The following is a 15,239-nucleotide window of genomic DNA, read 5'->3' as shown; positions in this document are numbered from 1 at the left end:
CCCAGCGACACGGACTCGAATGACACCCCTTGTGCACCAGGCAAGGAAGGGTGAAAGAGAAGGGGCCGCGACACCCCGGTTCTCATCCAGATTGTCGCTGGCTTCTCATCCAGATTGACGCGCTACACGTTCGGCTGGGTTCATGGGTTGTTGACCTCTTCCGGGGCCCTGGAAAGGCGGGACACTCCTGCCTGTATAAGCAAGCCACGTGCCAGTTCTTGGCCGACGACTGCCGCCGCCCCGGAGGGCGGCGGCATAGGCAGTGGATCGAAGGGGCGGTTCAGCGCAGCGACAGGGCGCCGGCACCGGTATCCTCGCCCACGGCGTCCTGGTAGGCGATGGCCTCCTCGGCCTCGGTGGCCTCGGAGAAGCGCACCAGCAGGGCGCATGAGGCCAGCACCAGCACGACCAGGCCGAGGTAGAAGAGCCCCTGCTGGTAGGTGAGCGCCTCCGAGCGGAACAGGAAGGCGGCGGCCACGGCGCCGACATTGCCACCGGCGCCGACGATGCCGGCCACGGCGCCCAGGGCCTTCTTGTTGATGAAGGGCACCACGCCGAAGGTGGCGCCTTCGGCCATCTGCACGAAGAGGCTGAACACCAGCATGATGCCGATGGCGTATGACAGCACATGCATCTGGGAGAAGCCGATCAGGGCGATGCCCTCGCATACCAGGGCGATGAACAGCCAGCGCACCCGTCCCTTGAGGCCGCCGTTCCGGGCGAAGAGATCGGAGAAGACGCCGCCCATGGTGCGGGCGAAGATGTTCATCAACCCGAACAGACCGGCGATCATCCCGGCGGTGGCCAGTGTCAGGTCGAAGTGGTCGAAGAAGTAGATGGCGGCGATGTTGTTGATGGTCAGCTCTACGCCGAAGCAGGCGGCGTAGACCACGAACAGTGCCCAGACGCGGATATCCTTGGCGGCGGCCAGGAAGGTTTGGCCGGCACCGCTGTCGCCGCTCGCCTGGGGAAGCTCGCCCCGGGCGCGCAGCTCCTCGAAGTTGCCGTTGGGGGCATCCTGGGTGAAGTAGTAGTAGGCGATACCGGTGAGGAACAGCACCACGCCCGGCACCACCATGGCCAGCCGCCAGCCCAGTGCCTCGTTGACGCCGAGCATCAGCAGGCCGGAGAAGATCAGCGGCATCAGGATCTGGGTGGTGCCGCCCCCCAGGTTGCCCCAACCGGCGCTGGTGGCGTTGGCGGTGCCGACCACATTGGGGGCGAACATCATGGTGGTGTGGTACTGGGTGATGACGAAGGAGGCGCCGATGGCGCCGATGGCCAGGCGCGCCAGCAGGAAGGTCTCGAAGCTGTTGGCGAAGCCGATGCCCATGACGGGGATCGAGCCGAGGATCAGCAGGCCGGTGTAGGCCTTGCGCGGACCGATACGGTCGCAGAGCACACCGATCAGCAGCCGCACGATCACGGTGATGGCCACCGAGGCGATGATGGTATTGCCGATCTGGGTCTGGGTGAGGGCGAGGTCCTCGCGGACCACCGCCATCAGCGGTGCAATGCCGAACCAGCCGAAGAAGCAGATATGGAAGGCGAACCACGAGAAGTGGAAGGCGCGCATCTGGGGGGAACTGAAGTTCAACAGGCGAATCCTGTTGGCCTTGTCGAGAATTTCCATGGGTCAGGCCTCGCGTTGGAAGGTGGCGAATCCGGGAACGTGTCCTTCATCGTTGAAGGTCAGGTTCGACGCACTCGTACTCCTGGGGGAGCCTGGTCCACGCCTACCATTATCTGGTCTGTCCAAAGCAAGGTGTTTGCCAGTTTCCTCGTGTTGCCGGTTTTTCAGTTGGTTATGCGAGAAGCGGCGATCGATGTGGGGAGGCGGGCAAGATCTGCTGCGCTGCAATAGGGAGCATGCGGCGCCGTGATGCCCCGCCTTGGTGCCTGCCGGCCAGGTGGTTCAGCGCATGGTCAGTCGGCTCTCGTCAGTCTCGCAGCTGAAGAAGGCGGAGCTCGCCAGCCACTCCGGGTCGGGGTAGTAGGCGAACAGGTAGTGATCCTCCTTGAGGCTGTCGATCAGCGGGTAGGTCACGTCCTGGCGCACCGCCGGGCAGCCGTGGCTACGCCCCAGCCGGCCCGTCTGCTGGATGAAGGCCTCGCTGACGTAGTCGGCACCGTGAATCACGATGGCGCGCTGGTAGGCCAGGTCATTGATGCCCGGTTCCAAGCCTTCCAGCCGCAACGAGTAGCCGTTGCGACCGTAGTAGCTGTTCATGGTGCGGAACAGTCCCAGGCTCGACTGGTGGCTCTCCGGGGTGTTGGAGAACAGCGTGGCCTCGGCATCGCCGGAGCCCTGGCCATGGGCGACCCGTTCCTCGAACATCAGTTCGCCCCGGTCGAGGTCGAATACCCAGAGACGCGGCTCGGTGGAGGGCAGGGAGTAGTCGATCACCGCCAGGCGACCGGCGTCCGGGGCGGCGCAGTCCAGGGCGCTGGCGGCCAGTTGCAGTACTCGGGGGTCGGCCTTGGGTGCCAGCCGGGTCAGGGTGTGCTCCAGGGGCGGGGCACGGAACTGGTCGGGGTGCAGCGCCTGGGCGAGGAAGTCGGCGGCGGCGGGCAGGCTGACCAGCAGCGAGCCGGTCATCAGGGGAAGCAGGAGTCGCGTCATGGGATACCCGTGGCGGTCGTTCTGGCACAAGGATGGGGGGCTGCTTCCCTGAGCCCCCCGGTCTGGCACTATTATGATCATGAGGATCGGGATGACCAGGCGCCTCCATCAACGCAGGAGGTAGGGACGATGAACGCTCGCACATGCAGGACCTTCCTGGTTCCCGTGCTGCTGACGCTGCTCATGCTGGCGGGCCCGGCCGTGGGGCAGGAGGAGGAAGCGGCGACGTCACCGCTCGCCGCTGCCATCACCGCGCGGCTGGCCGAAGCGGGCGATGAGCTGCAGGCCTTCTATGCGGTGCGTGGACAGCGCCCGGCCTGGGAGGACTCCCGGACGGTGGCCGCCTTCGCCGCAGCATTGCATACCCTGGGCGGCGATGGACTGACACCCGGTGATTACCGGCCGGATGCCCTGGTGGCGGGGTATCGCCAGGCCCATGGGGAGGAGGGTGATCTGGAGCGGCAGGCGCGCTTCGACCTGCATGCCAGCCGGGTACTGCTGACCGCGCTGCGGCATCTGCAGCGCGGCAAGCTGGATCCTCGTGACATCGACCCCGACTGGGAAATCCCGATCGTCGCCCCGGCGCTGGACATGGCAGCGCTCTCCCGGGCGGTGGATGCCCAGCGCTTCGAGCAGGCCTTCGCCGAGGTGCGCCCCGCCTATGCGCCCTACGAGCGGTTACGAACCGGCCTGGCCCGCTATCGCAACATCGAGCGGCTCGGTGGCTGGCCGAGGTTGCCGGCCCGGGAGCGGGCGCTGCGCCCGGGTGACCTCGACGACGACGTGGTGATGCTGCGCGAGCGTCTGGCGGTGATCGGCGAACTGGAGGTGATGGCCGCGGCCACGGCCGCTTTCCCCGGTGCCGAGCGGGCTGCCCCGGATCCGCGCCGCTATGACGAGGGGCTGGCAGCGGCGGTGCGGCGCTTCCAGCGGCGCCACCTGCTCGAGGCGGACGGCATCGTCGGGGCGCGGACCCGGGCGGCCCTCAACGTACCGGTGGACGAGCGCATCGACCAGATTCGCCTCAATCTCGAGCGGGCCCGCTGGTTGCTGCACGGCCTGCCCGACGCCTTCGTGCTGGTGGACATCGCCGGCTACCAGATCAGCTACTTCCGCCCCGACGGCGAGATCTGGCGCTCGCGCATCGTGGTGGGACGGCCCTACCGGCGCACTCCCTCGCTGCGCTCGGAGATCACCCACTTTACCGTCAACCCGACCTGGACGATTCCGCCCACCATCCTGCGCGAGGACGTGCTGCCGGCGATACGCCAGGATCTCGGCTACCTGTGGCGGGAAAGGATCCAGGTGCTGAGCCCCTCGGGTGAGCCCCTCGACCCCTGGGAGGTCGACTGGGAGCGGCCCGGCAATATCATGCTGCGCCAGGCGGCGGGGCCACAGAATGCCCTGGGGCGGGTGGCGATCCGCTTCCCCAACGACCACCTGGTCTATCTCCACGACACCCCCGCCCAGGGGCTGTTCGCCCGCGAGCAACGCGCCTTCAGCTCCGGCTGCATCCGGGTCCAGGGCGTGCTGGAGTTCGCCCAACTGCTGTTCGACGACACCGACAGCGGCCGTGACATCGAAGCGCTGATCGACGCCGGCCAGACCCGCAACGTGCCACTGGCGGAGCCTGTCCCGCTGATCCTGCACTACTGGACGGTGCATGCCGGCGCAGACGGCGAGCTGGCCTTCCGCCCCGATATCTACCAGCGCGACGAGGCCCTGCTGCAGGCGCTGGATCGGCCGCTGGTGCTATAGGCGCGTCGGACTCGTTTCGGGCGCATTCATGCCTCACCTCCGGCGAGGCGTTCACGGAGTAGCGCCTCGAGCTTGAGCTGATCGGCGTCGAAGCCGCGAATGCCTTCGGCGAGCTTCTCGGTCGCCATCGCATCCCCGTTCAGCTGCCAGCGGAACTCCGCTTCGGTCAGGGGCACCGGGCGCGTGTCGCGCTCCCCCGTGTCGCTCAGCACTGGCCTGACCGTCCCCTCACTGCTGGCCAGCTCTTCGAGCAGTGCCGAGCTGATGGTCAGGCGGTCGCAGCCGGCCAGTGCCAGGATCTCGCCGCTATTGCGAAAGCTCGCCCCCATCACCACGGTCGGATACTGCAGCCGACGGAAGTAATGGTAGATGGCCTGCACCGATTGCACCCCGGGCTCCTCGGCCGGCACATAGTCCTGTTCCGGATGAGCCTTGCGGTACCAGTCCAGGATCCGGCCGACGAACGGCGAGATCAGGAAGGCGCCGGCTTCGGCACAGGCGCGGGCCTGGGCAAAGCTGAAGATCAGCGTCAGGTTGCAGGCGATGCCCTCGCGCTCCAGCACCTCGGCGGCGCGGATCCCCTCCCAGGTCGCGGCCAGCTTGATCAGGATGCGCTCACGCCCGATGCCGGCCTCCTCGTACAGTGCCACCAGCCGACGCGCCTTGGCGAGGCTGCCGTCGGTGTCGAACGACAGCCGGGCATTGACCTCGGTGGAGACCCGGCCGGGCACCTGGTCGAGGATCAGGCCGCCCATCGCCACGACCAGCCGGTCGCAGGCCTCGTCGATCGCCTCATCCAGGGTCCCATCATGGTCCCGGGCGGCGTGCAGGATCTCCTCGAGCAGCGCATCGTATTGGCCGGACTGCACCGCCTTGAGGATCAGCGAGGGGTTGGTGGTGGCATCCTGGGGTGCGAAGCGGCGGATGGTGTCGAGGTCGCCGGTATCGGCCACCACGGTGCTGTATTGTCGTAGTTGTTCGAGCAGGTTGGGCATGGTTGTTCCTCTAATAACCTATTACGTTCGAGATCGGCGTCGCGGCGGTTCGACCAGGCCGGCATGTAGCCCTGGGTTGCAGCCGTCAATCAAGTGGCCTCTGTCTCCTGCGTAAGCAGGAGGTCGGCGGCGCGACTATGTTCGAGGACGAGGCGGGCGTTCTTGAGGTCGTTCCCGCGTGCCTTTTCCGCAGCTTCCTCGGGGGAAAACCCGAAGCTCAGCCAGCGCTCGATGAGCCGCTCCTCGAGCGTCTCGATCGACGGTGCCAGGAACACGGTGGCGTCGAATAGCCCGGCCAGCCCGTCCCACGGCGGAGCATCGAGCAGCAGATAGTTACCCTCGACCACGACGATCGGGGTCTCCGCTTTCAGAAGGCCCGCGTCCGTCAGGCATCGGTCGAGTGTTCGATCGAATAGCGGGTAGCGAATGTTGGCCCCGCCGTCCCTGACGCGGCGAACCAGTCGCACCAACCCGGCCGCTTCGAAGGTCTCCGGCGCCCCCTTGCGCGCCAGCAGTCCTCGTGCGGCAAGCACCTCGTTATCGAGATGAAAGCCGTCCATCGGCAGGAGCACCGCTCGGGATCCGCTCCCAAGTGGCGCGTTCAGTCGCTCGACCACCTCTTCAGCGAGCGTCGACTTGCCCGAACCGGGCGGCCCGGCAATGCCGATCACGGTCCGTTTGCCGGGCCGTCTCGCCTGGATAAGCAGGTCCAGGACAGCGTCGCTCTCGGAAATCGTTCGCACCATCGCTCAGACCGCCTGTGCCAGTTGTTGGGGGGGCTCCTTGGCACCTGTCATGAAGGAAACCGCGTCGTTCATCGTGTAGTCGTCGGGCCGGATCACGCACAGTCGCTTACCTAGCCGATGGATATGAATACGGTCAGCCACCTCGAAGACATGCGGCATGTTGTGGCTGATGAGGACGATCGGGATACCGCGTGACTTCACTTCGAGAATGAGCTCCAGCACCCGGCGGCTCTCCTTGACGCCGAGCGCTGCCGTCGGCTCGTCGAGGATGATGACCTTGGAGCCGAACGCGGCGGCCCGGGCCACGGCCACCCCCTGCCGCTGGCCGCCAGAGAGTGTCTCCACGGCCTGTTGGATATTCTGAATCGTCATGAGTCCCAGCTCATTGAGCTTCTCGCGGGCGAACTTCTCCATCGCGGGACGGTCCAGCTGTCGTAAAAACTTCCCCATAATGCCGGGTTTTAACAGCTCGCGGCCCATGAACATGTTGTCTACGATCGACAAGGCGGGCGACATCGCGAGCTGCTGATAGACGGTTTCGATTCCCTGTTCGCGCGCATCCAGTGGCGAGGCAAAGTGAATCTGGTTGCCGTCCATATAAACCTGGCCCTCGTCGGGGATCACCGCGCCGGATATCGCCTTGATAAGGGTCGACTTGCCCGCGCCGTTGTCGCCGATCACCGCAAGGATCTCACCCGGATAGAGCTCGAAGTCGCAATGGTCCAGGGCGGTGACGCGGCCGTAGCGCTTCACGAGGTTCTTGGCTTCTAGGATGGGAGTTTGCGCTTGCATTAGACTGACACCTTTCTGATCCACTGGTCGACGGCGACCGCGCCGATGATAAGCACGCCGATAAGGAGGTAGGTCCACTGGGCATCGGCCCCGAGGAGTCGCAGCCCGAGGGTGAAGACGCCGACGATGAGCGCGCCAAACAGGGCGCCGAGGACCGATCCGCGACCGCCGAAGAGCGAGATCCCACCGATCACCACGGCGGTAATGGATTCGATGTTGGTGAGCTGGCCCGCGGTCGGCGAGACGGAGCCGATTCGCCCAATCAGCGCCCAGCCGGCGAAAGCGCAGATGAGCCCGGAAAGCATGTAGACCGAAATGAGCACCCGGTTCGTTTTAACGCCGGAGAGCTCGGCGGCTGCCTTGTCGTCGCCCACTGCATAGACATGACGGCCCCAGGCGGTGTGGCGAAGCGCATAGGCGAGCACCAGCACCAATGCCACCATGAAGACGACACCCACGGTAAAGACCGCGCCGCCGATGTTGAATTTCGCGCCGAATAGCTGCAGGAGCGGAGCATGGGCCTCGATGTCCTGGGCCCGTATCGTTTCATTGGCCGAGTAGAGGAAGTTCGCGGCGAGCACGATCTGCCACATGCCGAGCGTGACGATGAAGGGCGGAAGCTTGACCCTGGACACGAGCAGGCCGTTAATAAATCCGAAAAACATGCCGCAAAGAAGGCCGGACAGGATGCTGATAGGGACGGGGATACCGTAGCGGAAGGTGAACTGTCCCATCACTACAGAGGAAATCACCATGATCGCACCCACCGAGAGATCGATGCCCGCCGTCAAGATGATAAGGCTCTGGGCGGCGGCGACGATCCCCACGATCTGAACCTGCTGCAGGATCAACGTAAGCGCGAAGGGCGAGAAGAACTTGGAGCCAAGTAAGGCACCGAAGAGGAGTATCGAGAGCATGAGCACAATCAAGGGCACGATCGAGGGGTTCATGTGCAACGCGTGCTGCAGCCTTGGGACGAAGCCGGATCGATGATCCTCGAATTCGGCAACGCTCTCACTGGCACCGGCAAGAGCGGATTCGCCATCTTGCCGTTTCAAGTCGGTTTTAGCCATGGGGTCCTCTCGGGATATAATGCGAATATCGTCTTGGTATGGACAGGGAGACGTCCGACCGTTGACGTGCAATCGCGTCAACAGTCCCTGGGGAGTGGAAGGGGAGGCGTCGCCGCCGCCCCCGTCGCTTTACGGACAGATGATCAGCCCCAGCAACGCTCCATACCCTCGGTAACCGAGAGTGAGTCGATGTCTTCAACAGGCTGATCGGTCACCAGCGAAACGCCGGTGTCGAAGAAATCCTTGCCCGGTGTTGGCTCCGGCTTGACACCCTCATCGGCCCACTCCTTGATCGCCTCGATGCCGAGCGACGCCATGAGCAATGGATACTGCTGAGCGGTGGCGCCGATAACGCCGTCCCTGACATTGGCCACACCAGAGCAGCTGCCGTCGACCGACACGATCAGCACATCGTTCTCGCGTCCGATCGCCTTCAGCGCCTGATACGCCCCGGCGGCGGCCGGCTCGTTGATCGTGTAGACCACGTTGATCATCGGATCTTCGATGAGCAGGTTTTCCATCCCCTCACGTCCGCCTTCCTCGTTTCCCTCCGAAATGTCCTGGCCAACGATGCGCGGATCGGTCTCGTCGCCCCACTTGTTCGGGTCGCCGAGATCGATGCCGAAGCCTTGAAGAAAACCCTGATTGCGCAGCACGCCGACAGAAGGCTGGCTGACATTGATGTTCAGGAGGCCGATGCGTGCGCTTTCCGCATCGTCTCCGAGCTGGCCGGCCGCCCAGGCGCCGATCAACTCGCCAGCCCTGAAGTTATCCGTGGCAAAGGTTGCGTCGGCCGCCTCTGCCGGATCGAGTGGCGTGTCAAGCGCGATCACGAGGACGCCCGCGTCGCGGGCCTGTTGTACGGCTGACACGATCGCGGAGGTGTCCGAGGCAGTGAGCAGGATGCCTTCGGCACCGTCGGCGATGCAGGTCTCGATGGCCTGAACCTGGGTTTTGTGATCGCCGTCGATCCTGCCGGCGAAAGACTTGAGCTCGATACCGAGCTCTTCGGCCTTGGCGACGGCGCCTTCCCTCATCTTGACGAAGAAAGGATTGGTGTCGGTCTTGGTGATCAGACAGGCGCTGGTCCTGTTTTCCTCTGCCATGGCGGCACCTGGCAGTGCGGCACCCGCTAGCGCAATGGCGGCGATGAGTCCGGCGATGCTGGGCTTGGTTATAGTCATTGTTATCCTCCGGTTCGAGTAAGGGCTATCTCTGAGACTATTTAATACTTCATTATGAAGTAATTAGTATGAAAAGGAAAATGGGAATTGCAAGACTGAGGCATATGCCACTCCTCCACGTCGAGGAATATCCCATCGACGCGTTTCGTTGCCTTGCAATTTCCCCTTACACCTCAAATGGTGTATCGACTATTTAAGGTGCGGTGAGTAACGCTTGTCAATGGCAGCGGCGATCTCTAAGACCAAAGTGTAACGTCTGGCCTGTCGGGTATCGTGTTGCCAGGCCATATGGCTATCGCCCTCCCTCCCCCCTCCCCGAAGACCGCGCCCGATTGCCGGCGATGTGGCCACCGCTGGGCTCGAGACGCACCACGCCGTTGCGGCGGGGAGCGGGGCGAGGGTGCGGTGTCACCCATGACGGACGGGCCTCTTCTCCGGGAGCGGGATCTTGCCGGAACGTCATGATTCTACAAGAGAAAACCAGCCACGATCTGCATGCCTGACACCCGAAACGAAAAGGAGGCAGGGCGGTTCGCTCGGATTCATCGCTCTGCTGCAAGGTATCGTGGTGGACCTCGCGGCTGAGGGGACGGTTGTGGATACCGTGCGCTCGGGTATTTCGTCCCAGGCCCGGGCCTACATACCGCGGGCGTCAAGCTGGTATCCTTGGAGCTGGTTCAACTGTCGCCATCCTGTTCGCTGCTTGTTATTGTGCCCGTTAAAGCAGGGAAGGTAACGGCGCGGGTCCCTGCCTCTACCTCGTGGCACAAGTACTGCCATTATTCCATATATCCAAGGTTCATGATGAAGATGGGTGGCAATGATAAGGAAGAGCTGCTGAGTGAGCATCCGCTGAAGGGTTCAAATCTGACGACGGTGAGGGGGGTCAACGAACGCTTGATCCTGCACCTCGTGCGCAACCACGGAAGAGTCACAAAGGCAGAGGCCACAAGGATGACGGGACTGTCTCCGAATGCGGTATCCGTCATCTTCCGCGCGCTCGAGGCCGAGGGGTTGCTTCTCCGAGGTAATCCGATCCGTGGACGTATCGGGCAGCCTTCAGTACCCATGATGCTGAATCCGGATGCGCGGCATTACGTGGGACTCAAGATTGGTCGACGGACATTCGACCTGGTCGTGGTGAACTTCGTTGGCGGAATTCTCGCTCGACGCACCGAGCCACATTCGTATCCAACGCCCGCTGCCATGCTCCGCTTCGTGAAGGAGGAGCTGCCCCCGCTTCTGAAGTCGGCAGGGAAAGGGGGGGGCGACATCGTCGCGATGAATGTCGCGATGCCTTTCGAGCTGTGGAGTTGGACCGCGGATTTCGGCGCCCCGCAGAGCGAGATGGATTCGTGGCGGAATTTCGAGCTGGTGGCGGAACTAAAGCAGGTCGTGCCCTGGCCGATCACAGTGGAAAACGATGGCACCGCCGCCTGCCGGGCCGAGCTGGTGTTCGGGCCTCCTAATGCGGCACAGGATTTTGTCTATTTCTTCGTGGGTACTTTTATCGGTGGTGGCGTCGTCTTAAACGGGAGCGTCTTTCCCGGACGCCGCGGAAATTCAGGAGGCTTCGGGCCGTTGCGTGTGCCAGACGAGCCCGGGGGCGACCGTCTCGTCGATCATGCCTCTCTTGTCGTCCTCGAACGTATGATCGCCGATAAGGGCGGTGACCCGTTGCCGAAGATCGACTTCGAGCACAACGATTGGGACGCGGTGGAACCGCTTGTGCACACCTGGATGAGCCGAGCTGGTCGCAGCCTGGCCCATGCCATCATTTCCGCCCTTGCGGTCATCGACTTTCAGGCCGTGGTAATAGACGGTGCCTTTCCACCCGCGATCCGGAATCGTCTTGTCGGCGAAGTGGAAAGGCAGCTCGATCGGCTGGACATGCAGGGCGTGATTCGACCCGACATCAGGCCGGGCCACTTCGGCAGCATCGCACGGGCGCTCGGTGCGGCCGCCTACCAGATTTCGACGGAATACATGATCGACCAGAACACGCTTCTGCGACAGAACCCTTCAAATCCCAGACCCAGTCTTTAAGGACTGAACGGCATCAACGAAACCGGGAGCGACTCAGTCTCCCGTTCAGTCGATGCGCAAACGCAGGTCGTGGAGGGGGCGATGCGCGTGATCAGGCCGTGGAAGCGCTCGCCCTCCATGGCGCTGTGCCGTTGCTGCGCGAGCGCCTTGCGAACATAGGCGGGCTAGAAGTGGTGGTGGCGGCCTGAACGTACCGGTGGGCGAGCGCATCTCCCAGATCCCGGGTCAACCTGGAGCGCAGCCCGCTGGCTGCTCCGTGAGCTGCAGGCGCTGGATCGGCCGCTGGTGCTATAGGCGTCACCGATAGCCCTTGGCCTGCAGCCGGAACAGCCGTGCATAGCGACCATCGGCCGCCATCAGGCTGTCGTGGTCGCCCCGCTCGAGGATCCTGCCGCCCTCGACCACCAGGATCTGGTCGGCGGCGCGCACCGTGGAGAAGCGGTGGGAGATCAGGATGGTCATCTTGTCGTGCCGGTGTTCGCGGAAGTCGGTGAACACCGCGGCCTCGGCGGCGGCGTCCATGGCCGCGGTGGGCTCGTCGAGTACCAGGATGTCGGCGCTCTCGCGCATGTAGGCCCGCGACAGGGCGATCTTCTGCCACTGGCCACCGGAGAGCTCCTGGCCGCCCTTGAACCAGCGCCCGAGCTGGGTGTGGTAGCCCCCGGGCATGTCGGCAATGAAGTCGTCGGCCAGGCCGCGCCGGGCAGCCTCCTGCCAGCGCGCCTCGTCGGCGAAGGCGGTCACGTCGCCGGCGCCCAGGTTCTCACCGACCTTGAGCTGGTAGCGGACGAAGTCCTGGAAGATCACCCCGGTGCGCCGGCGCAGTGCCTGCACGTCCCAGTCGCGCAGGTCGCTGCCGTCGAGCAGGATGCGCCCCTCGCTCGGCGCGTAGAGCCGGGTGAGCAGCTTGATCAGGGTGGTCTTGCCGGAGCCGTTGGCGCCGACCAGGGCCAGGCTGCCGCCGGGCCTGAGGTGCAGCGAGATGCCCGACAGCGCCGGTGTCTCGGCGCCGGGGTAGGTGAAGCTCACGTTCTCGAAGCGGATGCCGTCTCCGGGTCGGGCGCCGGCGGTGCGGGTGCCGGTCTCGGCGTCCACCGGTTGCTCCAGGTACTCGTAGAGATTGGAGAGATAGAGGTTGTCCTCGTACATGCCGCTGATCGAGGTGAGGCTCGCCGAGAGCGCCGCCTGGCCCTGCTTGAAGACCATCAGGTACATGGTCATCTCGCCGAGTGTCAGCTGGCCGGTCACGGTCTCCACCACCACCCAGGCATAGGCGCCGTAGAAGGCCAGGGTACCCAGCAGGCCGAGCAGGAAGCCCCAGGTCTCGCGGCGCAGCGTCAGGCGGCGATCCTCGCCGTAGAGGGTGTCGAAGATCCTGCGGTAACGGTCGAGCAGCAGCGGCTCGAGGCCGAACAGCTTGACCTCCTTGATACTGTCCTCCCGGGCCAGCACCGTCTCCAGGTACATCTGCATGCGGGTCTGGGGCGAGCGCCAGCGGAACAGCCGGAAGGCATCGCCGGAGAACTTGGCCTCGGAGACGAACACCGGCAGGGCCCCAATCACCAGGATCAGGATCGCCCAGGGCGAGAACTGCACCAGCAGCACGCCGAAGCTGACCAGGGAGATGGCGTTCTGCGCTAGCGAGAAGGTCTTGTTGACCAGCCCCAGCGGACGGATCGAGGCCTCGCGGCGGGCCCGGGTCAGCTTGTCGTAGAACTCCGAGTCCTCGAACTGGGCGAGCGTGAGGGTGCCGGCCTTCTCCAGGATCATCACGTTGACCTTCTGGCCGAGCAGGGCTCGCAGCAGCGACTGCTGGGCCGAGAGCCCGCGCTGGGCCAGGGCGATGGCGGCAATCACCCCTGCCTCGGCCAGCACGTAGCGCAGCACCGGCCACCACGCGACGCTGCCCGTCTCACCATGCTGGGCCATGGCGGCCACCACGGCATCGACGATCAGCTGGCCGAGCCAGGCCGCCACCGCCGGCAGCACCCCGGCGACCAGGGTGCAGAGCGCGAGCCCCAGGGTCAGCGAGCGGGAGGTCTGCCATACCAGCGCGAGCGCCCGGTGGCTGTAGCGGAAGACACCGAAGAAGGCGCTCAGGCGGTTGCCGTTGGTGGGTGGGGCGGGGACGGCGCGGCGCATATGGGGCGAGGACAAGCGGGGACTCCGGTCCGTGCAACCCGTTCAGTCTACCTGGCCGGCGAGGGGATGTGTCATCCCCCGGAAGGACAGCACCCCGCTCGTGGGCGGGGCGCTGGGTGGGGCTCGGATGGCGGGGGCTCAGCCCTCGTCGTCGTCGTCGCTCGCTTCGGGCTGTTGCGCGCGGGCGACCACGGTGCCGGTCTCGCCGCTCTGCAGGGCGGCCAGCAGGGGCTCGGCATCGCGCTGGAAGGCCAGCAGGGCATCGCCGGACAGGCTCTGGTTCTCAGGCAGGTCGACCTTCATGGCATCGACCTGGTTGTTGTTGACGATCACCTCGTAGTGCAGGTGCGGCCCGGTACTGCGGCCGGTGTTGCCGGAAAGCGCGATGCGCTCGCCCATGCTGACCCGGTCGCCGCGGCTGACCAAGGGGCGTGACAGGTGCAGGTAGCGGGTGCGGTAGCCGTTGTCGTGGCGTACCACCACGTAGCGGCCGGCCAGCGGGTGGTTGCCCACCTTCTCCACCTGGCCGTCTGCCGGCGCCTGGACCGGCGTGCCGATGGGCATGGCGAAGTCGGTGCCGCGGTGCGGGCTGATGCGTCCGGTGACCGGGTGCTTGCGCCGCGGATTGAAGTTGGAGCTGAGGCGGTAGCTGCCCTCGAAGGGGTAGCGGTTGAAGGCCGGGTCGAGGCTCTCGCCTTCCGGGGTGTAGAAATTGCTGTCGGTGCTGTTGCGCACCACGGTCAGGTCCATGCGGGCCCCATCGTACTGCACCGCCAGCACGCGGGAGTCGAGGCTCTGGCCGTCGACGATATCGGACTCGACCAGCACCTGAAAACGATCGCCGCGACGGGTGTCGCGGCGAAAGTCCAGTTTCTTCTCCAGCAGGCGGGAGAGCTGGCTGACCTCCGAGCTGGAGAGGCCGGTCGCCTGGGCCGATCGGGCGAAGCTGCCGCTGACGGTGCCGGCGAACAGACGCTGGGTGGCTTCCCCGGCGCGTTCGATGGTGGCGACCTCGAAACCATCTTCCCCGCGCTCGATGAAGAAGCCGTTGCGGGCATTGCGCATCACCCGCAGGGTCAGCAACTTGCCTTCCTCGTCGAGCTGATACTCGAAGCTGTTGCCGGCCCGCCAGCGGGTCAGCACGTTCTGGTCGGGTAGCGCCTCGAGCAGGCCCAGCACTTCGCTGTAGCCCAGCCCCAGGTGGTCCTGGGCCATGACCGCAAAGGTGTCGCCCTGCTGTACCGTATAGGTCTCCCATTCGGGCACGTAGGGCTCGCTGGCGGCGATCTCTTCCTCGAGGAAAACCGGGCCATCGCCGAACAGGATCAGTTCCTCTTCGGAGACCTCTTCATAGGAGGTGGCATCGGCGACCAGGGTCCCGTCATGATCGAGCATGCCGCTGGAGAGGGTGCCGATCACGACCGCCATGTGCAGCGCACCATCATCGAGCATCGGGCCGGGGACCGGGGCGTTATCGGCCGGCTCCGGGGCCTCGTGTTCGACGCTGGCCAGCGCCAGTGGCACCCGCTGATTCTCGGTGCTCTCGGCGGCGGTGACGAAATCGACCTCGACGACTTCAGAGGCGGTGAGACGCGATAGCGGCACATGCTCGCGGGTGGCATCGAGGGCCAGCGATGCCATCTCGATAGCGCCGGCCACTGGGCTGCGGTCGAAGCTCAGCGAGGGAAGGCCGGGTTGAGTGTCGGGATCGAGGGGGACGAGGACGGTGTCGAGCGGCTGGTTTTCACGCTGGACATCCTGGAAGGAGGTGACGATTTTCTGTGCGCCCAGCACTGTGACCATGGTGGCAACGGGTAACAGTAACAGCTTGTGTGTGCGGGGCAGCGAATGGAGGATTCGCAACATGGGTAGAGGCCAAT

The 15,239-nt window shown here is 64.8% G+C and carries 11 protein-coding genes; 2 read left to right on the top strand and 9 right to left on the bottom strand.

The genetic code is table 11. The features are described from left to right. Positions 1 to 280: 280 nt before the first annotated feature. A complete protein-coding gene (locus MKP05_RS13025) occupies positions 281 to 1,633 on the bottom strand; it encodes a NarK family nitrate/nitrite MFS transporter (RefSeq protein WP_240568649.1) in 1,353 nt (450 codons plus the stop codon). A gap of 282 nt (positions 1,634 to 1,915) precedes the next feature. Next, positions 1,916 to 2,623: a murein L,D-transpeptidase catalytic domain family protein gene (locus tag MKP05_RS13020; RefSeq protein ID WP_240568648.1), complete on the bottom strand. Its 708-nt coding sequence runs from the start codon at positions 2,621 to 2,623 to the stop codon at positions 1,916 to 1,918. 129 nt (positions 2,624 to 2,752) lie between these two features. Between MKP05_RS13020 and MKP05_RS13015 the strand changes: the two genes are divergently transcribed. Continuing rightward, positions 2,753 to 4,381 (top strand): L,D-transpeptidase family protein, encoded by a 1,629-nt coding sequence (locus tag MKP05_RS13015; protein ID WP_240568647.1) that lies wholly within the window; start codon positions 2,753 to 2,755, stop codon positions 4,379 to 4,381. 26 nt (positions 4,382 to 4,407) lie between these two features. Here MKP05_RS13015 and tal read toward each other — a convergent pair whose 3' ends face one another. From tal to MKP05_RS12990, 5 genes are all read right to left on the bottom strand, one after another. Continuing rightward, on the bottom strand, positions 4,408 to 5,376 hold the full coding sequence (gene tal, locus MKP05_RS13010; protein ID WP_240568646.1) for a transaldolase: 969 nt from the start codon (positions 5,374 to 5,376) through the stop codon (positions 4,408 to 4,410). Between the two features lie 89 nt (positions 5,377 to 5,465). Continuing rightward, positions 5,466 to 6,122, bottom strand: a complete 657-nt coding sequence (locus MKP05_RS13005) for a nucleoside triphosphate hydrolase (RefSeq protein WP_240568645.1) — start codon at positions 6,120 to 6,122, stop codon at positions 5,466 to 5,468. Positions 6,123 to 6,125: 3 nt separating this feature from the next. Then, the gene (locus MKP05_RS13000) at positions 6,126 to 6,914 is read right to left on the bottom strand and encodes an ATP-binding cassette domain-containing protein (protein WP_240568644.1); all 789 of its coding nucleotides are present in this window, start codon (positions 6,912 to 6,914) and stop codon (positions 6,126 to 6,128) included. Further along, entirely contained in the window at positions 6,914 to 7,987 is a 1,074-nt protein-coding gene (locus tag MKP05_RS12995) for an ABC transporter permease (protein WP_240568643.1), read from the bottom strand. Before MKP05_RS12995 ends, MKP05_RS13000 begins: the two co-directional genes overlap by 1 nt. Positions 7,988 to 8,130: 143 nt before the next feature. After that, positions 8,131 to 9,171 carry a sugar ABC transporter substrate-binding protein gene (locus MKP05_RS12990; RefSeq protein ID WP_240568642.1) on the bottom strand — a complete coding sequence of 347 codons (1,041 nt, stop codon included), beginning with the start codon at positions 9,169 to 9,171 and terminating at the stop codon, positions 8,131 to 8,133. A gap of 801 nt (positions 9,172 to 9,972) precedes the next feature. Here MKP05_RS12990 and MKP05_RS12985 point away from each other — a divergent pair. After that, positions 9,973 to 11,217, top strand: a complete 1,245-nt coding sequence (locus MKP05_RS12985; RefSeq protein WP_240568641.1) for an ROK family transcriptional regulator — start codon at positions 9,973 to 9,975, stop codon at positions 11,215 to 11,217. 297 nt (positions 11,218 to 11,514) lie between these two features. Here MKP05_RS12985 and MKP05_RS12980 read toward each other — a convergent pair whose 3' ends face one another. Together MKP05_RS12980 and MKP05_RS12975 are read right to left on the bottom strand one after the other, a co-directional pair. Continuing rightward, positions 11,515 to 13,359, bottom strand: coding sequence for an ABC transporter ATP-binding protein (locus tag MKP05_RS12980; protein WP_240568655.1), 1,845 nt, complete (start codon positions 13,357 to 13,359; stop codon positions 11,515 to 11,517). A 138-nt stretch (positions 13,360 to 13,497) separates the two neighbouring features. Continuing rightward, positions 13,498 to 15,225: a peptidoglycan DD-metalloendopeptidase family protein gene (locus tag MKP05_RS12975; RefSeq protein ID WP_240568640.1), complete on the bottom strand. Its 1,728-nt coding sequence runs from the start codon at positions 15,223 to 15,225 to the stop codon at positions 13,498 to 13,500. Positions 15,226 to 15,239: the final 14 nt, after the last annotated feature.

This window comes from Halomonas flagellata (assembly GCF_022487945.1).
GTDB lineage: Bacteria > Pseudomonadota > Gammaproteobacteria > Pseudomonadales > Halomonadaceae > Halomonas > Halomonas flagellata.
The sequence above is the reverse complement of the archived record's forward strand: the minus strand, read 5'-3'. Positions and strand labels throughout refer to the sequence as shown.